Source organism: Corallococcus sp. AB011P (assembly GCF_003611605.1).
GTDB lineage: Bacteria > Myxococcota > Myxococcia > Myxococcales > Myxococcaceae > Corallococcus > Corallococcus coralloides.
Genome location: NZ_RAVX01000015.1, coordinates 37,201 through 60,201 on the forward strand (window position 1 = coordinate 37,201; position 23,001 = coordinate 60,201).

Annotated in this window: 13 protein-coding genes; 6 read left to right on the forward strand and 7 right to left on the reverse strand. The window is 68.4% G+C overall.

All coding sequences use genetic code 11. The features are described from left to right. Positions 1-50 precede the first annotated feature (50 nt). Both D7X30_RS29245 and D7X30_RS29250 read left to right on the forward strand, forming a co-directional pair. On the forward strand, positions 51-4,991 hold the full coding sequence (locus D7X30_RS29245; protein WP_147443352.1) for a lamin tail domain-containing protein: 4,941 nt from the start codon (positions 51-53) through the stop codon (positions 4,989-4,991). A gap of 237 nt (positions 4,992-5,228) precedes the next feature. Then, positions 5,229-7,181, forward strand: coding sequence for a M3 family metallopeptidase (locus tag D7X30_RS29250; protein ID WP_120566265.1), 1,953 nt, complete (start codon positions 5,229-5,231; stop codon positions 7,179-7,181). A gap of 56 nt (positions 7,182-7,237) precedes the next feature. Here the strand turns inward: D7X30_RS29250 and D7X30_RS29255 are convergent, their stop codons facing one another. Beyond that, the gene (locus D7X30_RS29255) at positions 7,238-9,745 is read right to left on the reverse strand and encodes a glycogen/starch/alpha-glucan phosphorylase (protein ID WP_120566266.1); all 2,508 of its coding nucleotides are present in this window, start codon (positions 9,743-9,745) and stop codon (positions 7,238-7,240) included. Positions 9,746-10,023: 278 nt separating this feature from the next. On the opposite strand from D7X30_RS29255, the gene D7X30_RS29260 reads away from it, so the two are divergent. Then, the gene (locus tag D7X30_RS29260; protein ID WP_120566267.1) at positions 10,024-10,611 is read left to right on the forward strand and encodes a DUF2378 family protein; all 588 of its coding nucleotides are present in this window, start codon (positions 10,024-10,026) and stop codon (positions 10,609-10,611) included. Positions 10,612-10,692: 81 nt separating this feature from the next. On the opposite strand, the gene D7X30_RS29265 is transcribed toward D7X30_RS29260, so the two are convergent. From D7X30_RS29265 to D7X30_RS29280, 4 genes are all read right to left on the reverse strand, one after another. Continuing rightward, the gene (locus D7X30_RS29265; RefSeq protein ID WP_120566268.1) at positions 10,693-11,883 is read right to left on the reverse strand and encodes a peptidoglycan DD-metalloendopeptidase family protein; all 1,191 of its coding nucleotides are present in this window, start codon (positions 11,881-11,883) and stop codon (positions 10,693-10,695) included. A gap of 104 nt (positions 11,884-11,987) precedes the next feature. Then, on the reverse strand, positions 11,988-13,481 hold the full coding sequence (locus D7X30_RS29270; protein ID WP_120566269.1) for a SpoVR family protein: 1,494 nt from the start codon (positions 13,479-13,481) through the stop codon (positions 11,988-11,990). 41 nt (positions 13,482-13,522) lie between these two features. Further along, positions 13,523-14,632 (reverse strand): DUF444 family protein, encoded by a 1,110-nt coding sequence (locus D7X30_RS29275; RefSeq protein ID WP_120566270.1) that lies wholly within the window; start codon positions 14,630-14,632, stop codon positions 13,523-13,525. A gap of 35 nt (positions 14,633-14,667) precedes the next feature. Next, a complete protein-coding gene (locus D7X30_RS29280) occupies positions 14,668-16,731 on the reverse strand; it encodes a PrkA family serine protein kinase (protein ID WP_120566271.1) in 2,064 nt (687 codons plus the stop codon). Positions 16,732-17,303: 572 nt separating this feature from the next. Here D7X30_RS29280 and D7X30_RS29285 point away from each other — a divergent pair. Next, positions 17,304-18,893, forward strand: coding sequence for a glycosyltransferase family 39 protein (locus D7X30_RS29285; protein ID WP_120566272.1), 1,590 nt, complete (start codon positions 17,304-17,306; stop codon positions 18,891-18,893). A 28-nt stretch (positions 18,894-18,921) separates the two neighbouring features. On the opposite strand, the gene ruvX is transcribed toward D7X30_RS29285, so the two are convergent. Beyond that, positions 18,922-19,377 carry a Holliday junction resolvase RuvX gene (ruvX, locus tag D7X30_RS29290; RefSeq protein WP_120566273.1) on the reverse strand — a complete coding sequence of 152 codons (456 nt, stop codon included), beginning with the start codon at positions 19,375-19,377 and terminating at the stop codon, positions 18,922-18,924. Between the two features lie 211 nt (positions 19,378-19,588). On the opposite strand from ruvX, the gene D7X30_RS29295 reads away from it, so the two are divergent. Both D7X30_RS29295 and D7X30_RS29300 read left to right on the forward strand, forming a co-directional pair. Further along, the gene (locus D7X30_RS29295) at positions 19,589-21,124 is read left to right on the forward strand and encodes a hypothetical protein (RefSeq protein WP_120566274.1); all 1,536 of its coding nucleotides are present in this window, start codon (positions 19,589-19,591) and stop codon (positions 21,122-21,124) included. Between the two features lie 8 nt (positions 21,125-21,132). Next, positions 21,133-21,657 carry a tetratricopeptide repeat protein gene (locus D7X30_RS29300; protein ID WP_120566275.1) on the forward strand — a complete coding sequence of 175 codons (525 nt, stop codon included), beginning with the start codon at positions 21,133-21,135 and terminating at the stop codon, positions 21,655-21,657. A 145-nt stretch (positions 21,658-21,802) separates the two neighbouring features. Here the strand turns inward: D7X30_RS29300 and D7X30_RS29305 are convergent, their stop codons facing one another. Beyond that, a complete protein-coding gene (locus tag D7X30_RS29305; protein ID WP_120566276.1) occupies positions 21,803-22,999 on the reverse strand; it encodes a M48 family metalloprotease in 1,197 nt (398 codons plus the stop codon). Between the last annotated feature and the right edge of the window lie 2 nt (positions 23,000-23,001).

Sequence of the window (23,001 nt, forward strand, 5' to 3'; positions counted from 1 at the left end):
GCGTGAAGTGCACGCTGCCGCGCGGGGCTGCTCGCTGGACGGAGACCTCCATGTCCCCACGGATCGCTGTGCTCGCCCGCTGTCTGGGGTTGAGCGTGCTGTGTCTGGGCCTGTCACTCGGCTGCAATGACTCTGGAACCTCCCCGCAGCCCCCGCCCGAGGTGGACGGCGTGGTGGACGTGGCGGCCTCCACGGTGACGGTGGACCGGCCCACGGGGGTGCTCGCGAACGGCCAGGACGTGGCGGTCGTCTCGGTGACGGCGCTGCGCAAGGCGGACGGCTCGCGGCTGTCCGGGCGCACGGTGACGGTGACGGTGGAGGGGGAGGGCGCCTCCGTCCTGGAGTCAGCGGCCATCACCGACGTTACCGGGGTGGCGAGGGCGCGGGTGTCCTCCACGGTGCCGGGCGTGAAGACGGTGAAGGCCTCCGTGCTGGATGATACCGGCAAGAGCGTGCCGCTCACCCAGACGGCCACGGTGGACTTCGCCAGCGTCAGCACCGTGAAGAGGCTGGCGTTCCGCGCGACACTGCCGGACGGCATGGTGGGCGTGCCGCTCGAAGGCCTGGTGGTGGAGGTGCTCGACGGCGCCGGCGCGTTGGTGACGGACAGCACGGCGGAGGTGACGCTGTCGCTGGGCTCGGGCGGCATCGTGCTCCCGGAGGGGCGGCTGACGGTGGCGGCGGTGAACGGCGTCGCGACCTTTTCGGACGTGGTGCTGAAGAAGGCGAGCGGCATCCTAAACTTCATCGCGAAAGCTCCGGGCTGCATCGCCGTGACCAGCAACTTCATCTCGGTGGTGCCGGGCGCGGTGTCGGGGCTGGGGCTGGGCACCCTGCTGGAGACCGCCACGGCGGGCGTGGCGCAGGACCTGGATGTCACGCTCAAGGACCAGTACTCCAACACGGTGACGACCTACTCGGGCACGGTGACGCTGACGTCCACGGACGCGGCCGCGACGCTGCCCGCCGCTCACACGTTCACCGCCGCGAACGCGGGCAGGTTCAAGTTCCAGGGCATCACCTTCCGCACGGCCGGGCGTCAGTTCCTGACCATCGCGGACAGCGCGGGGGACTTCTCGTTCGAGCAGCCCGTGGACGTGTCCGCCGCGGCGCCCTCGAAGCTGGTGTTCACGCAGCAGCCCGCTTCGCCGGTGTCGACGCACGCGTCCTTGGGGGATGTGAAGGTGGCGGTCCAGGACGCCTTCGGCAACCCGGTGTCGGCGACCGGGCTGGCGGTGAAGCTGTCGCTGCCGGCGGGGGCCTTCACGCTCGCGGGGGCCGTGAGCGCGGCTCCGGTGGACGGCGTCGCGACGTTCACGGGGTTGAGCATCGCGGGGCATGGCACCACGCACCTGGTGGCCTCCGCGCAGGGCCTGCAGGACGTGAGCAGCGCGGACGTGCAGGTGGTGGATGACGTGGCGCCCGCGAAGCCGGTGCTGACGCAGACGGGGGCCACGGAGACGGGCCTCACCGTGCAGTGGACGGGCGTGGGGGATGACGGTGTGCAGGGACAGCTCGCGTCGCAGGAGCTTCGTTACTCCACGTCCGCCATCACCACGGACGCGGCCTTCAACGCGGCGACGCCGGTGACCGTCGCCGCCCCCGTGCCCGCGGGCACGGTGCAGTCCGCGAACCTCTCCGGCCTGACGCCGGGCCAGACGTACCACGTGGCGCTGAAGGTGACGGACGCGCACGGCAACTCCGCGCGGTCGGACAGCCTCGCGGTGTCGACGTCGGATCCGCAGGTGGCGCAGCTGGCGTTCACGCCGCAGCCGTCGAACGGCACCGCGGGCTCGGCGCTCGCGAACGTGGCCGTGTCGCTGCTGGACTCGCGCGGCGACGTCGTCTCCACGGCCACTACGGCGGTGACGCTGACCCTCACCGGCCAGTCCGGCTTCCCGGCGGTGACGGTGACGGCGGTGGACGGCGTGGCCACGTTCCCTGGCCTGCGCGTGGATACGGCGGGTACGTTCACGTTCACTGCCACGGCGGGTGCGCTGACGAAGGTGAGCCAGTCCTTCACGGTGGGCGCGGGCGCCGCGGCGAAGCTGGTGCTGGCGCCCTTCCAGGCGCCGGTCAACGCGGGCGCCTTGCTCGCGGTGACCCTGTCCGCGACGGATGTCTACGGGAACATCCTCAAGGACTACACCGGCACGGTGCACTTCACGTCGTCGGACGCGCAGGCGGAGATTCCCGCGGACGCCGTCTTCGCCCCCTCGGACGAGGGCCAGAAGACCGTCTCCGGGCTCGTGTTCAAGACGGCGGGCGCGCGGACCTTCACCGCCACGGACACCGTCACCCCGGCCCTCACGGTGACGGTGGACGTGGACGTGCGGGCTGGCGCGGCCGCGGTCCTCGATGCCGTCGCGAGCTCGGGCCCCTTCGGCGCGGGCCAGTCGCTGAGCTACGAGCTGGTGGCGCGTGACACCTACGGCAACGTGGCGAAGGACTACGCGTCCACGGTGACCTTCTCCTCCACGGACGCGCAGGCGGTGCTGCCCGGGGCCTATACGTTCACCCTGCTGGACGAGGGCCGGCACACCTTCAGCGTGGAGCTGCGCACCGCCGGGGACCAGTCCGTCACCGCGGAGGACGTGGCGGACGCGTCGCTCACGGCCTCGCACACCTACTCCATCATCCCGGCGGCCGTGGGCCATCTGACCTTCGCTTCCGCGCCCACGACGGGCTCGGTGCGGCAGGCGCTGGCGGACATCCAGGTGGCAGTGAAGGACGCCTACGGCAACACCCGCACCGACGCGTCGGCCGACGTGCAGCTGGCGTTGGTGGGCGGCACCTTCGCCCAGGGCATCCCCACGCGCACCACCACGGGCGGCGTGGCCACCTTCGGCGAGCTCAGCATCAACGACGAAGGCACGTACCAGCTCCGGGTGAGCGCGGACGACTTCCAGACCGTCACGTCGGCGGACCTGATCGTCTCCGACGTGGAGTCGCCGGCCGCCGCGGCGGGCTTCAGCGCGACGGCGGTGGACGGTGCCAGCATCCGGCTGGACTGGCAGGCCCCCGGTGATGACGGTGTGCTGGGCACGGCCGCGAGCTACGAGCTGCGCTACGCCACGTTCCCCCTCAACGACGCGACCTTCGGCGTGGCCACGCTCCTGACGGGCGTGGGTGCGCCGCGGACGGCGGGCACGGCGGAGTCCTTCACTGTCACCGGCCTGACGGCAGCCACGACGTACCACTTCGCGCTGAGGACGTTCGACGGCGCGGGCAACGCCAGCATGCTCGCCACCGCGAGCGCCGCCACCACCAACCCGTGTGATGGCTACGTGTGCACGCCGCCCGCGCCCCAGTGCACGGAGGATGGCTATTCGCTGGAGGTGTTCTCGTCGGTGTGCGTGGTGCGGAACGGCTCGCCGACCTGTGAGGACGGCGAGGGGTCCCTCCAGGCCTGCACCGGCGCGGACGCGGTCTGCTACGCGGGCGCGTGCACCAACGCGCCGCACCCGGGCGCGGGCGAGTTGGTCATCTCGGAGGTGATGCACTCGCCTTCCGCGGGCACCACGGAGTACCTGGAGCTGACCAACACCACGTCGAAGCTGCTGGATGCGCACGGCCTGGTGGTGAACCTGGTGGACGGCGCGGGCACGGCCTCGTCCTTCACGGTGCTCCACAACCCCACGTTGCTGGTGCCCCCCGGAGGGAGGACGGTGCTCGCGCAGGACGCGAACTTCACGCGCAATGGTGGCGTGTCGGCGAACACCGACTACGGCATCGACGTGTTCATGGACAGCACCGGCTCCATCACGCTCAAGCAGGGCACGGTGACGGTGGACAGCCTCACGTACACGAGCGCGTTCCCCCAGGCGACGGGCCGGGCCATGAGCCTCGCGTCCAGCATCATCGGGACGAAGGGCAGCGCCCAGGCCTGGTACTGGTGTGAGTCCACCGGCAGCCTGTCCGGCGGGGACCGGGGCACGCCGGGCCAGGCCAACGACGACTGCGGCATGAACGTGGAGAAGCCGCTGAACTGGTGCGCCATCCAGTACCCGAAGACGTTCCCGTCGCCGGACGGCGCCTACCCGGCGACCATCAGCACCACCGACAGCTACGACATCTTCAGCCAGTTCTACAGCTACGACGTCACGCAGCGGAACACGAAGGGCAACGACTCCTACCCCTTCATCGAGGCGCAGCTGGGCTACGGCACGGACGCCACCAACCCGGCGGGCTGGACGTGGACGGCGGCGGCCTTCAACACGGGCTTCACCACGCCGAACTCGAACAACGACGAGATGAAGGCGGTCCTCCAGATCCCCACGGCTGGCACGTACAGCTACGGCTTCCGCTACCGCTTCACGGGCGAGCAGTGGGTGTACTGCGATCAGTTCGGCAAGGTGGATCCTCCCGCGGGTACCTACGGCTCGGTGACGGTGGGCAAGGCCGCGCTGACGAACCACGTGGTCATCAGTGAGGTCAGCGGGGGCCTCACCGGGGCCGCGACGGACGAGTTCATCGAGCTCTACAACCCGACGAACGCGGACGTGGACCTGTCCAACTGGCAGGTCAGCTACAAGTCCGCGACCGGGCCCACCTGGAGCGCCGCGGTCACCATTCCGGCCGGGAAGGTCATTCGCGCCCACGGCTACTTCCTCCTGGGCGGGGCGGCCTACCCCAGCACTGGCGCGGCCGCGAGGGACGTCGGCTACAACAGCTTCGATATGTCGGCCTCCACGACCGCGGGTGGCAACGTCCGCATCCAGCGCCTCGTGGGCTCGACGTACGTGGATGTGGACCGACTGGGCTGGGGAACCGCGGACTCCTCCGAAGGCACCAAGGCTCCGAGCCATCCGGCGTCGGGCGGGAGCATCGAGCGCAAGGCCGTGTCCGCCTCCACCTCCGCCACCATGGCGGTGGGCGGCGCGGACGCCGTTCGAGGCAATGGGTATGACACGGACAACAACGTCAACGACTTCGTGACCCGCGCTGTCCGGCAGCCACAGAACTCCTCGAGCCCGCTCGAGTTCTACTGACGCCTCCGTCCCACCCCTGCTGAAGTCCCAGGAAGGCCGCCTCCGGCACGCACGCCGGGGCGGCCTTCCGCCGTTGGGGCACCGCCCGCCCGTCCGCCGCCCGACGGACGGGGCAGGGGAGGGCGTCCACTGCCCGGCAACCGCCCGCGCCACGCCACACGGATGCTGCCAGGGCCGGCGGAGCGCATTAGCTTTGGGCACTTTCCTGACACCCACGGCTTGAGAGGAGCCTTACCTGTGTCCGAGCCCCTGGTCCCCGACGCCGCCCGCCACGTCACCTGCCCGCCGGAGGAGTTCCGCCGCGCGAGCGAGGAGGCCCTGGCCAGAGCCCGCGACGGCATCGCGCGACTGAAGACGCTGCCCGCCTCCACGCCCCCCAAGGAGGTCCTGGAGGTGTTCGACGAGTCCTCCGCCGCGCTGGATGACGCCGCCGCGCGCGCCAGCGTCGTGCGCCACACGCACCCGGAGGCCGCCCTGCGCGAGGCCGCGGAAGCCTCCGAGCAGGCCATCGAGAACCTGGCCAACGACATCCGCATGGACCGGGGCGTCTACGACGTCCTGGCGCGCGTGGACCTGTCCAACGAGGACGCCGCTACGCGCAAGTGGATGGAGAAGGTGCTGCGAGACTTCCGCCGCGCCGGTGTGGACCGCGACGACGCCACCCGCGCGAAGGTGAAGGCGCTCCAGGAGGAGCTTGTCCGCATTGGCCAGGAGTTCAGCCGCAACATCAGCCAGGACACCCGCAAGGTGTCGCTGCCCCCGTCCGCGCTGGACGGCCTGCCGGAGGACTACGTGCGCGCGCACGCCCCCGGCGAGGACGGCCAGGTGCGCATCTCCACGGACTACCCGGACCTGGTGCCCTTCCTCACCTACGCGCGCGACGGCAAGGCTCGCGAAGAGCTCTGGCGCGCCAACCGCCAGCGCGGCTACCCCGCCAACGTGAACGTGCTCCAGAGCCTGGTGCAGAAGCGCCATGAGCTGGCCACGCTGCTGGGCTACCCGCACTGGGCCGCCTACGCCACCGAGGACAAGATGGTGCGCACCGCGGACGCCGCAGGCACCTTCATCCGGAAGATCGCCGACGCGTCCGAAGAGCGCATGAAGCGCGACTACGCGGTGCTCCTGGAGCGCAAGCGCAAGGACGACCCGAACGCCGACAAGGTGAACCCGTGGGACTCCGGCCACCTGGATGACCGCGTGAAGGCGGAGCAGTACGCCTTCGACTCGCAGACGGTGCGCCCCTACTTCGAATACACGCGCGTGAAGCAGGGCGTGCTGGACCTCACCGCGCGCCTCTTCGGTGTCACCTACAAGCCCGTGAAGGACGTGCCCGTGTGGCACACGGACGTGGAGGTCTACGACGTCTACGAAGGCACCACGCTCAAGGGCCGCTTCTTCCTGGACATGCACCCGCGCGCGGACAAGTACAAGCACGCGGCCCAGTTCACATTGACGAGCGGCAAGTCAGGCCGGCGGCTTCCGGAAGGCGCGCTCATCTGCAACTTCCCCAAGCCCGGCACGGAGCCCGCGCTCATGCAGCACGGCGACGTGGAGACGTTCTTCCACGAGTTCGGCCACCTCTTGCACCACATCTTCGGCGGCCACACGCGCTGGGCGGGCCTGTCCGGCGTGCGCACGGAGTGGGACTTCGTGGAGGCCCCGTCGCAGATGCTGGAGGAGTGGGCGCGCGACGTCACGTGCCTGCAGACCTTCGCGAAGCACTACCAGACGGGGGAGGCGCTGCCCGCGGAGCTGGTGGAGCGCATGCTCGCCGCGGACGAGTTCGGCAAGGGCCTCTTCGTGCGCCAGCAGATGTTCTACGCGGCGCTCAGCCTGGAGCTGTACCGGCGCGATCCGAAGGACCTGGACGCCACCGCGCTCGTGCGAGAGCTGCAGGGCCAGTACATCCCCTTCCCGTACCTGGAGGGCACGTACTTCCACCTCACCTTCGGGCACCTGGATGGGTACTCGTCCAACTACTACACGTACATGTGGTCGTTGGTCATCGCGAAGGACCTCTTCACGGTCTTCCAGACGAAGGGCCTGCTCAACCCCGAGCCCGCGCAGGCCTACCGCCGCGCCGTGCTGGAGCCGGGCGGCTCCGACGACGCCGCCCGCCTCGTGAACCACTTCCTCGGCCGCGACTACGACTTCCGCGCGTACGAGGCGTGGCTCAACAAGGCCGCCTGAGCGGCTGACGACACGGCAGCCCCAGGAGGCTGGGGCTGCCGGTGCTCAGCGGAACGTCACTCCACCTTCGTCTGCTGCACGCGCCAGATCTCCTCCGCGTACTGCTTGATGGTGCGGTCGGAGGAGAAGATGCCCGCGCGGGCGACGTTGATGATGCACTTCTTCGTCCAGGACTCGGTGTCCTTGTAGGCGCGCGCCACTTCCTCCTGCTTCGCCGCGTAGGACGCGAAGTCCGCCAGCACCAGGTAGCGGTCCTCGTTGAGCAGGCTGTCCACCAGCGGCTGGAAGAGGTTGCGGTCCTCCGGCGAGAAGAAGCCGGAGCGGATGAGGTCCAACGCCTCGCGCAGCTCCGTGTTGGACTCGTACACCTCGCGCGGCTTGTAGCCGGCCTTCTTGCGCGCGATGACCTCGTCCGCCGTCAGGCCGAAGAGGAAGAAGTTCTCGTCGCCCACCGCGTCCCGGATTTCGACGTTGGCGCCGTCCAGCGTGCCCAGCGTCAGCGCGCCGTTGAGCATCAGCTTCATGTTGCCCGTGCCGGAGGCCTCCCAGCCCGCCGTGGAAATCTGCTCGGACACGTCCGCCGCGGGGATGATGCGCTCCGCCAGGCTCACCCGGTAGTTGGGCAGGAACACCACCTGCAACCCCGTGGCGCCCGCGTCGCTGTTGACCACCTCCGCGATGCCGTTGATGAGCCGGATGGTCAGCTTCGCCAGGTGGTAGCCCGGCGCCGCCTTCGCGCCGAAGAGGAACGCGCGCGGCGTGATGACGCTCGCCGGGTCGCGCCGCGCCTTCATCCACAGCGCCACGATGTGGACGGCGTCCAGCAGCTGCCGCTTGTACTCGTGCAGGCGCTTGATCTGCACGTCGAAGATGGCGTCCGGATTGAGCTGCACCCAGCGCAAGTCCCTCACGTGCTGGGCCAGCTCCTCCTTGTTGGCGCGCTTCACCTCGCGGAAGGCCTTGCGGAACTCCGGGTCCTCCGCGTGCGCCTCCAGCTTCAGGAGCTGGTCCAGGTCCGTGGCCCAGCCCTCACCGATGCGGCTCGTGATCAGCTTGGACAGGCGCGGGTTGCACCACGCCAGCCACCGGCGCGGCGTCACGCCGTTGGTCTTGTTGTTGAAGCGCTCCGGGTACATCTGCGCGAAGTCCGGCAGCACGTCGCGGCGCAACAGGTCCGTGTGCAGCGCGGCCACGCCGTTGATGCTGTGGCTGCCCACCACGGCCAGGTGGGCCATGCGGATCTTCTTCTCCGGGCCCTCCTCCACCAGGCTCATCCGCTGCTGCTTCTCCACGTCGAACGGGTAGCGGATCTGCACCTGGCGCATGAAGCGCTGGTTGATCTCGAAGATGATTTCGAGGTGACGCGGCAGGAGCCGCTCGAACAGCGACACCGGCCAGCGCTCCATGGCCTCCGCCAGCAGCGTGTGGTTGGTGTAGCCGAACGTCTCCTGGGTGATGGACCACGCCTCGTCCCAGAGCAGGCGCTTCTCGTCCACCAGCACGCGCATCAGCTCCGCCACGCCAATGGCCGGGTGCGTGTCATTGAGCTGGATGGCCACCTTCCGGGAGAAGTCACGGAAGTCGTTGTGGTTCTTCAGGTAGCGCCGGACGATGTCCGCGATGGAGCACGCCACGAAGAAGTACTGCTGCTTGAGGCGCAGCTCCTTGCCGGCCTGGAACGCGTCGTTGGGGTAGAGGACCTTGGAGATGACCTCCGAGTCGTTCTTCTCCACCACGGAGCGCTCGTAGTCACCGGCGTTGAACAGCAGCAGGTCGAACTCCGCGCTCGCGCGCGCCTGCCACAGCCGCAGCGTGTTGACCGTGTTGTTGCCGTAGCCCGCGATGGGTGTGTCGTACGGCACGCCAATCACCGTCTTGCCGCCCACCCAGCGCGCCACCGGCCGGCCATCCGGACCCTGGTGGTGCTCCACGCGCCCGAAGAAGCGCACCGGCACCGCCTTCTCCGGCCGCACGATCTCCCACGGGTTGCCGAACTTCAGCCACTCGTCCGCGCGCTCCACCTGGTGTCCCTCCACCAGGTCCTGGGAGAAGATGCCGAACTCGTAGCGGATGCCGTAGCCCATGCCCGGGTAGCCCAGGGTGGCCAGCGAATCCAGGAAGCACGCCGCCAGCCGGCCCAGACCGCCGTTGCCCAGGCCCGCGTCCGGCTCCATCTCCAGGAGCTGGCTCAGGTCCACGCCGACTTCCTGCATGGCGGCGGCCGCGGCCTCGTACATGTTGAGGTTGAGCAGGTTGTTGCCCAGCGCGCGACCCAACAGGTACTCCGCGGACAGGTAATAGGCGCGCTTGACGTCCTGCTCGTAGTAGGTGCGCGCCGTCTTCACCCAGCGGTCCGTGAGGCGGTCACGCACGGCCAGGGACAGCGCCATGAAGCGGTCGTGCGGGGTGGCCGTCTCCGGGTTCTTGCCGCGCGAATAGCGCACGTGTTCGAAGAAGCCGCGACGGACGCTGGCCGCGTCGAGCCCGGTGCGGCCGCTGTCTTCGGGGGTTCCCGAGGCGGAGGGCGGGGGCGATGCGGGGCGCGCGGAGGCGGGAGGAGCCATAAGTCGGTCGTCTCGAAGGTCGCGAGGGGGTTGATGGACTGTGCAGGCGCCCGCGCTTTTGACGCGGGACGCCCATGACGGAAGGGTACCGTGTCACGCCAGCCCAGGGCAGGGGAAACCCACGTCCCACGCCTGGGGTCGGCCGCTTCCCCCGTCAGGGAGGGAAGGTGCTCGGGGACCCGCCGTGACGCAGCGCGGCCCCAGGGAATGACAGACATCCGCATCGACCTCGTGAGAGGGACCGGAATCACGCGGAAGTAGGGTAAAACGCTTTGTGCATGTCCCTCCCCCTGGATGACCTGGAGCAGCGCATTGCCCTCACCCGGCCGGGGGACACCGTGCGGGGGCTGAGCTTCGCGGCGGTGCTGCGGCTCGTGCACCAGCGGTTGGGGCGTGACGCGGCGGAGCGTCTGCGCGCGCCGCTCATGCAGCGCAGCCCCGTGGACTTCTTCTCCTACCCGGCGGTGGACTTCCTGCGGCTGCTCGCCTTCGCGTCGGAGGCGCTCCAGCCGGAGTTCGGCACGCGTGACGCGGCCCTGCGGGCGTGCGGGGAGGCCATCGTCGGGACGTTCTTCGAGTCCACGGTGGGGCAGACGCTCCTGCGCCTCACCTCTGGCGGCGGAGACCCCAAGCGCCTCTATGGCAACGCGCCCGCGTCGTACTCCACCGCGGTGAGCTACGGGCAGCGCGAGTACCAGGCCCTGGGCGACAAGCGCGTGCGGCTCGTCTTCAAGGGCGACCTGCTGCCCGTGGAGGTCCACGAGGGCATCCTCGTCGGCCCCCTCAGCGCGCTCCACCGCGAGGGCAGCGTGCGGGGCACCGAGCGGTGCCTGGGCGACTCCGAGTTCCTCATCGAGTGGACCTGACGGCTCGGCGAAAAGCGGCGGGCCCCGCTCCACCGTGAAGGGGAGGGGGCCCGGGGGCTGTCAAGGCAAGGCGTTTGGCGCCTACTTCGTGGCGGTGGGCGGCGGGCCCGCCTTGCCAGCGACGGCGGCCACGGACACGGCGTCAATCTGCTGGGCCATGTCCTGCGCCTTGGCGAGGAAGTCCGCCGTCAGCTCCTTGGGCAGCGGATCCGCGCGGGGGAACTTCTGGGTGAGCGGGTTGGCGTAGGTGCCGTTGCGCTTCAGGCCGAAGTGCAGGTGCGGGCCGGTGGAGCGGCCGGTGTTGCCGGAGTAGGCAATCACCTGCTTCTGCCGCACGCGCTGGCCGGAGCGCACGCCGTCGCCGAAGCGCGACAGGTGCATGTACTGCGTCTCCATGCCGTTGGCGTGGCGCAGCACCACCATGTTGCCGGCGGCGCCCGCGTTGCCCGCGGACACGACGGTGCCATCCGCCACGGCCCACACCGGGGTGCCAATGGGCGTGCCGTAGTCCACGCCGTTGTGGTTCTTCACGTACTGGAGCACCGGGTGGAAGCGCGACCCGAAGCTGCTGGTGACGTGCGCGTACTTCAGCGGGCTCTTGAGGAAGGTCTTCTTCGCGCTGGCGCCGTCCTCCTGGAAGAAGTTGGCCTCGCCGTTGGGCAGCACGTAGCGGAACACGCGCTTGTTGCCCACCAGGCCGCCTTCATACGTGGCCGCCAGCACCTCGCCGTAGCGCAGCACGCGGCCCTTGGAGACGAACTTCTCCACCAGGGCCTTGGCCTTGTCGCCCTTGCGCACGTCCCGGTAGAAGTCGATGTCCCACGCGAACACGTCCGACAGCACCAGTCCGATGGACGGGTCCTCTCCGGCCGCGAGTGTCGCCTCGTACAGGGACGAGCTGATCTCCAGCGACACCAGCGACACCTGCTTCTCCACCTCGATGGAGCGCTTGCTGCCGACGTACTTCTCCCCGTCGCGGCGCACCTGCCACTCGTCCACGGTGCTCTGGCGGTAGTCGAAGAAGTCCAGCTCGCCGTTCTTCATCACCAGCCGGAACTGGTCGCCCACGCGCGACTTGCGGAAGTCGAACACGCCCTCCAGCGCGGAGATGACCGCCGTCACCTGCTCGTCGGGCAGCTGCGCGTCGTGCAGCGCGCCCGCCAGCGTCTGGCGCGGCTCGATGCGGCGGTTCTTGATTTCGAACTGGGTGGCGGCTTCGGACGTCGAAGCCACCCCGAGGGCGGCAAGGCAGAGGAGGGAAGCGGTCTTCATGGGGGGCGATACAGGAGTGTAGAGGACTGTTGGTCCTCCGCCCAAATCCTGACCGCACTTCCCAAGCCCGCCTGCCTGCTTGAGGCCCCCGAGGCTCGGAAGACTTACAGCTCCACTTTCTTTTCCGAGTGGTGCTGCCCGTCGTAGCGCAGCAGGGTCCCCTTGCCGTCGTAGCGGGTGATGATGTTCACCGGCCGCCGCCACAGGGACTGGAGGTTGCGCAGCGTCTCCCGCGCGTAGTCTCCCTTCAGGTCCTGCCCGTCATGCTTGTGCGCGAGCAGCAGCTCCGAGCGGTTCTCGTAGTTGCCGTCCACGACCTCGATGATGGGCTGGCCGAAGTTGGTGAGTGACGTGAGCAGCTTGTTCTTCACCTTGCGGAACTCGCGGTCCAAGATCTCCCACGAGTTGCGCTTGTCGTTGAAGCCGTAGACGAAGAGCTTCTGCTGCTGGGCGAACTCGGCGGTGAGGAACGTGTCGATGAAGGTGATGTCGTTGTAGTGCTTGCGCACCTCGAAGATCTTCTCACGCCCCGCGCCCAGCTTCTTGTCCCAGGCCTGGCGCGCGCGAAGGTCATCGCACTCGTCCCACTCCTTGCCGAACTTGCCCTTGTTCCACCGGTCCTCGATGTCCCGCCACAGCTCGATGCCCAGCTTGTACGGGTTGATGGCGCCGGGGCGCACGCCCATGGTGCCGGAGTGGTGGTCCGCGTAGTCGATGATCTCCTCGTCCCGCAGCGCCCGGCGGGTCATGATGGTGGAGTGCCAGTAGCTGGCCCACCCCTCGTTCATGATCTTCGTCTGGCCCTGCGGCGCGAAGTAGTACGCCTCGTCGCGCAGGATGGAGAGGATGTCCACCTCCCACGGCTCCAGCGGCGCGTGCTCCAGGAGGAAGTAGAGCACGTCGCGCTGAGGGCGCTCCGGGAAGCGCTTGCGCTGCTGCTTCTCGTCCTCCGCGCGCTTGCGCTGTGAGTCCATGAACTCCGAAGGGTTGATGAAGCCGCGCATGTACTCGCGGTTCACCTTGAAGCCCTCCACGCGCTCGTTGGACTTCGCTTCTTCCTCCGCGCGCTGCGGATCCGGGTTGCGCCGGATGTGGGGCGCGTGCTGGTCGATGAGGTTCTCCAGCGACAGCGTCCGGTCGATGAAGTCCTCCACCTTCTCCACGCCAATCTTGTCCACCCACCGCCGGACGCGGGTGGCGTGGTTGGCCATGTCGTCAATCATCCGGCGGTTGGTGTGCCGGAAGGAGAAGTTGTTCTTGAAGAAGTCGCAGTGACCGTAGACGTGGGCCATCACCAGCTTCTGGTCCACCTCCGGGTTGCTCTCCATCAAGTAGGCGTAACAGGGGTCGTTGTTGATGACGAGCTCGTAGATTTTCGAAAGCCCGTACTCGTACCCCTTCGCCAGCTGCTCGTACTCCATGCCCCAGCGCCAGTGGGGATAGCGGGTGGGGAAGCCGCCGTAGGCGGCCACCATGTTCATCTCGTCGTAGCTCACCATCTCGAAGACGGTGTCGAAGAAATCCAGGCCGAATTCCTTGGCGTAGCCGTGGATTTCATCCCGCAGCGCTGCGAGTCGCGGTGTGAGGCTCTTGGGCATGGGGCGGTGGCTCCGGTGGGGGATGAGACAGAAGCGCCTTGTCAGCGCCCCTTGCCGAGGAAGTCCTTGATGGAGGCGTAGATGGCGTCCTTGTCCGCGATCTCGCTCAACGAGACGTTGTTCGTGTCACCCACCGCCTCGCGCAGGTCCTTGATGAACTGCCCGCTGCCGTAGGGCGACTCCACCTGCCCGTAGGCGAACTGGTTCACCTGCGGGAGGATGTCGTTGCGGAGCATCTCGATGCACTGGCGCGTGTCGTCCGCGCTCCAGTTGTCCCCGTCGCTGAAGTGGAACGGGTAGATGTTCCACGCGCTCTTCGGGTAGTCCGCCTGGATGATGTCCCGGCACAGCTTGTACGCGCTGGAGATCATCGTCCCGCCGGACTCGCGGGTGTGGAAGAACGTGTCGCGGTCCACTTCGCGGGCCACCGCGTCGTGGATGATGTAGCGCGACTCCAGCCCCTTGTACTGGTGCTTGAGCCACGTATCGAGCCAGAAGCTCTCGATGCGGACGATCTCCTTCTGCTCGTCCCCCATCGAACCGGACACGTCCATCATGTAGATGATGACCGCGTTGGTCTCCGGCAGCTCCTGCAGCTTGTAGCTGCGGTAGCGCCGGTCCTCGCGCGTGGGGATGATGACCGGCATCTTCGGGTCGTAGGTGCCGGTGGCGATTTGCCGCTTCAGGGCCTGCTTGAAGGTGCGCTTGAAGTGGCGCAGGGACTCCGGGCCCGTGGTGTTCACGCCCGTGTATTTCACCTTCTGCGTGACGATGCGCTCGTTCTGCCGCCGTTCGATCCGCGGCAGCTGGAGCTCCTCGCCAAGAATCTGCGCCAGCTCCTCCAGCGTGACGTCCACCTCCAGGGCGTGATCGCCTTCGCCCTGGCCGGCCTGATGCCCGTCCCCGGGCTCCACCGCCCCGGGGCCGAGCTGCTGACCCACGTCACCGTCACCCTGTCCGACGCCGCCCTGCTCCTTGTGGCCGTACTTGAAGCGCGGGATGTCGATGAAGGGGATGGGGATGCTGATGGCATCCTTGCCCTTCTTGCCCAGCATCTCGCCCTTCTGCACGTACTTGCGCAGGTTGGCTTTGATCTTCCCGCGGACGATCTGTTTGAAGCGGGAGTGGTCCTGGTGGATCTTCAAGGTCACGGTGTCACGTCCCTCTTGAGGCAAGTCGCTAGGCGTTACTCCTTGGCGTCACCGCGGGCGAAGATGCTGGCCACGAAGTTCAGCACGTCCGTGGAGCAGATCTCGCAGTACCCGTAGTTCTTCATCATCCGGTCCTTCACCAGGTCGATCTTCTCCTGGGTCTCCTTGTCCACGACGGACGACACCAGGTTCTTGAGCTTGATGCTGTCCTTCTGGTCCTCGAACAGCTTCAGCTCCAGCGCCTTGTGCAGCCGCTCGTTGGTCCGGTAGTTGAAGGTCTTGCCCTCCACGGCGAGCGCGCCGATGTAGTTCATGATCTCCCCGCGGAAGTCGTCCTTGCGGCTCTCGGGGATGTCGATCTTCTCTTCAATCGACCGCATCAAGCGCTCATCCGGCACCTCGTAGATGCCGGTGTACTTGTTGCGGACCTTCTCCTTCTGGGTGAAGGCCTTGATGTTGTCGATGTAGTTGCCGCACAGCTTGCCGATGGCGTCCTCGTCGGCGCTGATGGCGCGCTGGACCTCGTTCTTGACGATGTCCTCGTACTCCTGCTTCACCGTGGTGAGCAGCTCCTTCATGCGCTTGCGCGCGTCCTCGGTGTTGATGAGGGAGTGCGTCTTCAAGCCGGCTTCCAACTCGTTGAGCACCATGAAGGGGTTGATGCAGCCCTCGCCCTTGTCGCTCACCAGGGCGTTGCTGATTTTGTCCTGGATGTAGCGGGCGCTGATGCCCTCCAGGCCCTCGCGCACGGACTCCTTGCGCAGCTCCTTGATGTTGTCCTCGGTGAAGTTGGGGAGCGTCTTGCCGTTGTAGAGCTTGAGCTTCTGCAGGAGCGACAGGTTGTGCTTCTTGGGCTCCTCCAGGCGCGTGAGGACGGCCCACATGGCGGCCATCTCCAGCGTGTGCGGGGCGATGTGCTTGCCCTTGATGGCGCGGGAGTTGAAGTCCTTCTCGTAGATCTTCACCTCTTCCGCGAGCTTGGTGATGTACGGGATGTCAATCTTCACCGTACGGTCGCGCAAGGCCTCCATGAACTCGTTGTTCTCGAGCTTCTTGTACTCGGGCTCGTTGGTGTGCCCGATGATGACCTCGTCGATGTCCGTCTGAGGGAACTTCTTCGGCTTGATCTTGTGCTCCTGCGACGCGCCGAGCAGGTCGTAGAGGAACGCGACGTCCAGCTTGAGCACTTCGACGAACTCGATGACGCCGCGGTTGGCGATGTTGAACTCGCCGTCGAAGTTGAAGGCGCGCGGGTCGGAGTCCGAGCCGTACTCGGCGATCTTCCGGTAGTTGATGTCGCCGGTGAGCTCGGTGGAGTCCTGGTTCTTTTCGTCCTTGGGCTGGAACGTGCCAATGCCCACGCGGTCCTTCTCACTGAAGATGAGCCGGTTGACGTGCACGTGGCCCATGACCTGGGCGAAGTCACCGCCGTACTGGGTCATCAGCTCCTTGAAGACGAAGCGGCACGCGGGGCACAGCTCGCAGCCGTTGGGAATCGTGTAGCCGGACTCGGGCGGGGACAGCTCGGAGAAGACCTTGTCGCGCCACTCACGGGGGATGAGGTTGAGGGGCTCCTCGTTCATCGGGCACTTCATCTTCTCCTTCGTCACCGTGCCGTCCGGCTGCTTCTTGTCGGTGAGCCATGAGAAGGTGTAGGCGGCGCCCTCCGGCGTCTTGGAGTACTCCTCCATGCCCTTCTTGAGCAGGCGGGCGATGGTGGACTTGGACGAGCCCACGGGGCCGTGCAGGAGGATGACGCGCTTCTCCGTGCCGTAGCCTTGCGCCGCGGACTTGAAGACGTTGACCAGCTTCATCAGCGGCACGTCCAGGCCGAAGATGGCGTCCCGGCCGCCGAAGCGCTCGTCGCTGAAGAAGTGGTAGCGGGTGAGCTTCTTCTTGTTGTCGATGTACTCCGACTTCCCGTGGCTGAGGATCATGTCGTAGATCCTCTGGAAGGCGGTGCGGGTGACCTTGGGGTTCTTGCGGACGATTTCGAGGTAGTCCTCGAAAGAGCCCTCCCAGTTGAGTTCCGCGTAGGTCTTCACGTCCTGGAACGCGGCGATCCTGGAGACCCACGAGCCCTTCTCAGCGTCCTTCATGTCTCTCCCTCGTAGCCTCACAGGAGGACGCGAACGGTCGCGTGCTTCCGGGGGGCCAACATGGTGAACCTGGAGGGCTGGAAGGCCATTCCACACCCACTCCGAAGAGGTCCCAGGCGACGACAATCGCGATGCTTCAGCCCCTTCGGGACCCCGCCGCGGAGTGGGACCGCGCGTTCGGCTCGTGTCGGAGGGGAGCCGCCCTCCTCCACGGGGTGAAAAGGCACTTCGATTATAAGGACCCTGACGCGCGCTGGGAGGAGCCCCCCCGGTGCGATGTGTCCGGTCCCACCTCACCCAAGCGCGTACTTCCCGACGCTTGGGCTGCCGCTGGAGGACATCCCGTCCGGGCAGGCCCTCACTGTGGGGCAGCGTCCGTGTCCGCTCCACATGTCGGCGTGACGGCCGGCGCACCGGTTCCATCCCGCCCAGAAGGGTGCGTAACGGCGCGAATCCCACGCTGCCCGGGGAAGTGATTCCCCAAGAAGCACAGGGCAGGCGGGCGGGCACCGGGCAGGTGGGAGGGACGCTGGCTTGGCTTTGAGCCCTGCCTGCGTATCCTCGCGCGCGCCATGGTTCCCGCTTCGAGTCCCGCCGCCCTTGCTTCCCCTCCTACCGCCGTGCCCGGTCTGTCCGCGGTGCCCGCACCCCAGCCCGAGCCGTCCACCCGGTGGTTGGTGGGCCTGCTGCTCCTGGCGGCGCTCCTGCCCCGGTTGGGGGTGTTCTTCATCAACGAGAACCTCTTCGGGGACGCGGTGGTGCGCACGGAGCTGGCGGAGCGGTGGCTTGCCGACCCTCACGTCATCACGTCCTACAAGGACGGCACGTACCAGTTCGGGCCCCTGCACCTGTACCTGGTGGGCGCGGTGCTGTCGGTGTTCGAGCGCGACGTGGCGGGCCGGCTGGTGAGCCTGTTGTTCGGGGTGGCGTCGGTGGTGCCGCTGTTCGCGCTGACGCGGCGGCTGTTCGGCTGGCGCGCGGGCGTGGCCGCGGGGCTGGCCTTCAGCGCGTGGGGCATGCACCTGCAGTTCTCCACCACCGCGGGCAGTGAGTCGGTGTCGCTCTTCTTCATGCTGGCGGTGTTCGCGCTGGTGGCGGAAGGGGTGGAGGAGAACCGCTTCCAGCCGCTGTTCTGGGGCGCGGTGCTGCTCAACTTCGCGTGCGCGCTTCGTTACGACGCGTGGATGTACATCCCGCTCATCACGGTGGCGCTGGTGTTCAGCAGCGAGGACCGGGTGGCGTCCCTGACGCGCGCGGTGGGCTTTGGCCTGGTGTGCCTGCCGTTCCCGCTGTTGTGGATGCAGGGCAACGAGCTGGCGCACGGCGACCCGTTCTTCCCCATCAAGGCGGTGGAGGACTTCCACAAGCAGTGGGTGGCCGACTCGGGTGGTGCGGGGGGCGCGCTGGGCTGGCGGCTGCAGCAGCTGGGGTTCTGGCCCGCGGTGGCGCTCTTCACGCTGACGCCTGGCGTGGCGCTCTTGGGCGCGGTGGGCATGGTGCGCGCGTGGAAGAAGCACCCGGAGACGCGCTGGCTGGTGGTGATGGCGGTGCTGCCCACGCTGTACTTCACCCTGCGCGCGGCGGTGCTGCTGAACTTCGTGCCCCTGGCGCGCTTCACGGTGACGCAGCTGGTGCTCCTGCCGGTGTTCATGGCGCCGGGCCTGGCGGCACTGGTGGGCAACAAGGGGGCCTTCGCGCGCCGCGCGGTGGTGGGGGTGAGCGCGGTGCTGGCGGTGGTGATGCCGGTGGCGCTGGGCATCTACACGTTCCGCACCGAGGGCGGGCTGCATGACTCGCTGCGCCCGGTGAGCCCCACGTCCACGAACCCCGTGGCGGTGATGCAGGTGGCGCGCTACCTCAAGGAGGAGGTGGCGGCGAAGGGCGGCGCGGCGGCCATCGACGATGATCCGCGCTACATGGACCTGCAGGTGGCCTTCTTCTCCACGCTGCCGGAGATGCGCATGGCGCGCGTGCGCTGGGACACCTTCCGCCAGCGCATGGAGGACGCGCGGCCGGAGGTGCTGGTGCGCTTCGACGGCGGCAAGCTGGTGAAGGACCCCGGCGTGCAGCTGGATGGGCGCACGCTGACGCTCGACGGCGTGGCGTACCAGGAGCAGGACGGCTTCTCCGCGCCGCTGCACGTGTACCGGCGTCAGCCGTAGTCCGTCAGCGATTCCCGGAGGTGCTGCTTTAGCCCTCCGGGTCGTAGTTGTCGTCGTAGCCGTCGTCGTTCTTGGGGCGGTGCGCGTCCAGCCAGCCTTGCAGGATGAACTGCGCGGCGAGCTGATCGATGACCTCCCGCCGCTTCTCCCGGCGCACGTCCGCTTCCAGCAGGGTGCGCTGGGCGGCGACGGTGGACAGCCGCTCGTCCCACAGCTCCACGGGCAGTCCAGTCGCGCTCTCCAGCACCTGCGCGAACTTGCGCGAGGCCTCCGCGCGGGGCCCCTCCGTGCCGTTCATGTTGAGGGGCAGTCCCAGGACGAAGCGCGTCACCTCGTGCTCCTTCACGAGCCGGGACAGCTCCGCCAGGTCCCCCTTGAGCGACGTGCGCCGCACGGTGGTGACCGCCTGGGCGGTGAGCCCCAGTCCATCCGAGACGGCCACCCCGATGGTCTTGGTGCCGTAGTCGAGCCCGAAGGTGCGCATGGGCGCGGGACTCTAGCCGCAATCCTCCGCGGCGGACCGACCCGTCCGTGGGTGGGGACGCGGCTTGCGGACCCCGTGGGCCAACCCCGCGTTTCGACTCGCCCCGAGCGCGGTTCCGCCCGGCACCGCCGCTGCAATGCCTGTCCGCGTCCGAAGAGACGGCGCGCGGCACCTGGCAGCACCCACTTCAACCCGTCGCGCGGGAGTATCGATGCTCGACATCCTGAAAGGCGTGGCGAACCTGCTGGGCGGTCCGATGACCGCCGTGGCCGACCTGGCGGGGGACGCCCTGGGGCTTCCCCCCGTCCTCACGAACTCCATCAAGACGGCCGCGGGGGTGATGAGCGGCAACGTGATGATGGCGGCCAGCGGCGCGCTGGGCGTGGCGGATGAGCTGAAGAAGAACCCATCCGCGAAGACGGAGTACTGCGCGCCCCAGGACGCGGCGAAGGCGGGCGCGGGCTACGCGAGCTCCGCTTCGTCGGGGGCTTCGCAGGCGGGAGGCACCTCCGGAAGCCGCAGCCCGCTGGACCCCAAGCTGCTGGACTACGCGGACTCGCTGCGCACGCTGGAGGCGAACTTCGGCTACCTGGACCTGCTGGACGGCAAGAAGGACGGCTCGCTGTCGCACGCGGACCTCCAGCGCATCTCCCAGGACAAGAACGTGTCGCCCTCGCTCCGGGACGCGGCGAAGTTCCTCGTCGACAACCGCGCCTTCTTCGAACAGGTGGACACGGCGAAGAAGAGCCTCCTGCTGCTGAAGCTGCCGGGCATGAACGATGACCGCATCGAGCTGGTGGGCCTCCAGCAGGAGTCCAAGCGGCTGGCCGGCGAGTTCGCGAAGTACGGGCGTCCAGAGCGGCCGGGCCGCCCGGCCCCCACGCCGACGGACTGCGCGCCCCCTCCGACGGACTGCGCGCCGCCCACCACCGGCGGTGGCTCCCGGCCGGGCAGCGGGGCAGGGCGGCCGGGCACTGGCGGCACGGGGCGCCCGGGCAGCGGCACGGGGAGCACGGATGGTGGCGTGTCGGGCCGGCCGGGCCATGGCGGCGGAAGCACCGGGGGCACGGGGCGGCCGGGGGGCAGCGGGGGCACGGGGGCGGTGGATCCGGACCTCAAGGAGTACGCCGACGCGCTCCAGGTGCTGGACGAGAACTGGGACACCTTCGACACGGCGAAGGGGACGAAGGACGGCAAGCTGACGATGGCGGACCTGGAGGCCGTGCTGGACAGCCCGGCGGCGTCCTCCACGCTCAAGCGCGCCGCGCAGTTCTTCACGGACCACCCGGAGTACTGGCACCGCCTGGAGATGGCGGCGAGCGGCGGCCGGGACGGCGTCACCAGCTGGCAGGACCTGGACGCGGAGCTGGACTCGGTGGCGAAGCCGTCGAGCGGCAGCGGCCGGAGCACGGGCGGTTCGCGGGCGCGCGACATCGTGGACAACCCGAACCTGAGCATCGAGCAGAAGGTGCAGGCCCTGCTCATGGGCATCACCGAGGACACCGACGGTGAGCTGCTGGACGTGATGAACGAGATGGCCAGCGCCCGCGAGGAGCGCGCCACGCTGGGCGCCAGCGACTCGGACAAGGCGCGCGGCGCGAAGCTGGATACGAGCATGAAGGAGCTGGAGCTGCGGCTTCAGACGCTGATGGAGAAGCGCAAGGCCATGTTCGACCTGATGAGCAACATGTCATCGAAGTTCAACGAGATGGCGAAGACGGCCATCTCCAACCTGCGCAGCGCGTGAGGGCCGCCATGGGACGCATCATCAAGCACGAAGGCGGCGAGGGACTGACGATGGAGAGCGGCACGGCGCGCAGGCTGAAGGCGTTCGCGCGGGGGGAGACGACCTGGGCGGAGGTGGAGGGGATGACCTTCGAGGAGGCGAAGGCCATCGCGCAGGTGGGCTGCGACCTGGCGGCGGCGGGCCGGCTGGAGGAGGCGCGCATCCTCTTCGAGGGGCTCGTGGAGGGTAACCCGAAGGACTCCGCGGCGCACGCGGCGCTGGGCACCGTGTACCAGAAGCTCGGGAGGGTGGAGGACGCGCTCACCGAGTACACGCACGCGCTGACCGGAGACCCGCGCAACCCCGTGGCGCTGACGGGCCGTGGCGAGCTGCACCTGCGCCGGGGCGAGCGGCAGGGCTTCACGGACATCGCCAACGCGGTGGAGGTGGATCCGCATGGCGAGACGTCCGCGGGCCGCCGCGCGAAGGCCCTGGTGAAGGCCATCACCCTGGTGGCGGTGGAGAAGTTGAAGGAGGGTGCTCCGCCGACGTGAGGCGTTGACGGGAGAGACGTTTCAGGACGGATGTGCCACCGGACAGTTGGGGAGCGGTCCGGGGGCGGCCGGCCGGAGGGTGGGCCTGGATGGCGAGGGGGAATGGCGTGGAGGCCCATCCACCGGCGGCTTCTTGAAAGCGGCTTCAGGGCATGTCGAGCGCGGTGAGCCGCTCCCCGATGGGGGGATGGCTCATGCCCTTGAGCACGACCCAGCGGGGAGGCTCGGGGTCCATCTTGTTGACCCGGGCGGCCTTCACCAGCATCCGGCGGAAGGCGCCGGGGTCGCCGGTGAGGTTCAGACCGTAGCGGTCCGCCTCGCGCTCGCGCTCGCGGGAGAACGCTCCGGACACGGGGGCCGCGAGCGTGATGAGGAGGAACACCACCAGCGAGATCAGCGGCAGGGTGCGGATGTCGCCCGCGCGCTGGACGCCCCACCAGCCCCGGCGGGCGGACAGGCGCTGCAACTGGTCGATGAGGAGGAGCAGGGCCAGCACCGCGAGCGAGGAGACGATGCGGCCAGGCCAGCGTGGCTCGTTCACGTGGCCCGCCTCGTGCGCCACCGCGGCCAGGATTTCATCCTCCGAGAGCTCGCTCAGGATGACGTCGTTGAGGACGATGGTGCGCGTGGGGCCCTGGCCAGCGAAGTACGCCTGGATGCGCTTGGACTTCACGGACGTCTTCTCCACCACCACGTCGGAGAAGGTGATGTCCGCCTTGCGCATCAGCGCGGTGATGCGCGAGCGCAGCGGCCCCTCCTGCAACGGGGTCTGGTCGTAGTAGAGGCGGGCGCGGTACGGGTCCAGGGCGGAGGACACCAGCATCAACAGGGCCACGGGCACGCCCAGCACCAGCCACCACCGGCGCACGCGGCGGGCCAGGCCATACAGGCCGACCACGAGCGCCGTCAGGGCGATGGCGCCCACGAGGGTGCCCTTGAACCACATCCCCGCGAAGGTCGCGGGCGTGTCGTTGGACAGGCCGTGCCGGTGCTCCAGCACGTAGAAGAAGTACACGTTCGCGGGGGCGTAGAGCAGCTGGGTGGCCAGGTCGATGAAGAGCGCGAAGAGGAGCGCGGCCCCCCAGCCGGGCTCGCCCCACAGCCGGTCCATGGCGCTGATGAAGGCGCGGCTCACCGGGGCCTTGCGCAGCTTTCCGCCAAACCCGCGCTCCAGTGCCGCCGCCGCGGCCGTCGCGCCCCGGTACACGGGCCGCACGAGCACGGCCAGGATGAGCGCCGACAGGGCCAGCCGCACCAGCGGGTCCACCGCCGCCCGGATGTAATAGGGCTGGTGGTAGGCGTGGATGTCGGCGAGCTGCTCCGGGGTGAAGAGCGGTTCCATGG

Excerpts from the sequence above, each read along its gene's own strand:
- D7X30_RS29255 (WP_120566266.1), bottom strand. The coding sequence starts at position 9,745 with ATGGCTCCTCCCGCCTCCGCGCGCCCCGCATCGCCCCCGCCCTCCGCC.
- D7X30_RS29305 (WP_120566276.1), bottom strand. The coding sequence starts at position 22,999 with ATGGAACCGCTCTTCACCCCGGAGCAGCTCGCCGACATCCACGCCTAC.
- D7X30_RS29285 (WP_120566272.1), top strand. The coding sequence starts at position 17,304 with ATGGTTCCCGCTTCGAGTCCCGCCGCCCTTGCTTCCCCTCCTACCGCC.
- D7X30_RS29280 (WP_120566271.1), bottom strand. The coding sequence starts at position 16,731 with ATGAAGGACGCTGAGAAGGGCTCGTGGGTCTCCAGGATCGCCGCGTTC.
- D7X30_RS29265 (WP_120566268.1), bottom strand. The coding sequence starts at position 11,883 with ATGAAGACCGCTTCCCTCCTCTGCCTTGCCGCCCTCGGGGTGGCTTCG.
- D7X30_RS29245 (WP_147443352.1), top strand. The coding sequence starts at position 51 with ATGTCCCCACGGATCGCTGTGCTCGCCCGCTGTCTGGGGTTGAGCGTG.
- D7X30_RS29260 (WP_120566267.1), top strand. The coding sequence starts at position 10,024 with ATGTCCCTCCCCCTGGATGACCTGGAGCAGCGCATTGCCCTCACCCGG.
- D7X30_RS29295 (WP_120566274.1), top strand. The coding sequence starts at position 19,589 with ATGCTCGACATCCTGAAAGGCGTGGCGAACCTGCTGGGCGGTCCGATG.
- ruvX (WP_120566273.1), bottom strand. The coding sequence starts at position 19,377 with ATGCGCACCTTCGGGCTCGACTACGGCACCAAGACCATCGGGGTGGCC.
- D7X30_RS29270 (WP_120566269.1), bottom strand. The coding sequence starts at position 13,481 with ATGCCCAAGAGCCTCACACCGCGACTCGCAGCGCTGCGGGATGAAATC.
- D7X30_RS29300 (WP_120566275.1), top strand. The coding sequence starts at position 21,133 with ATGGGACGCATCATCAAGCACGAAGGCGGCGAGGGACTGACGATGGAG.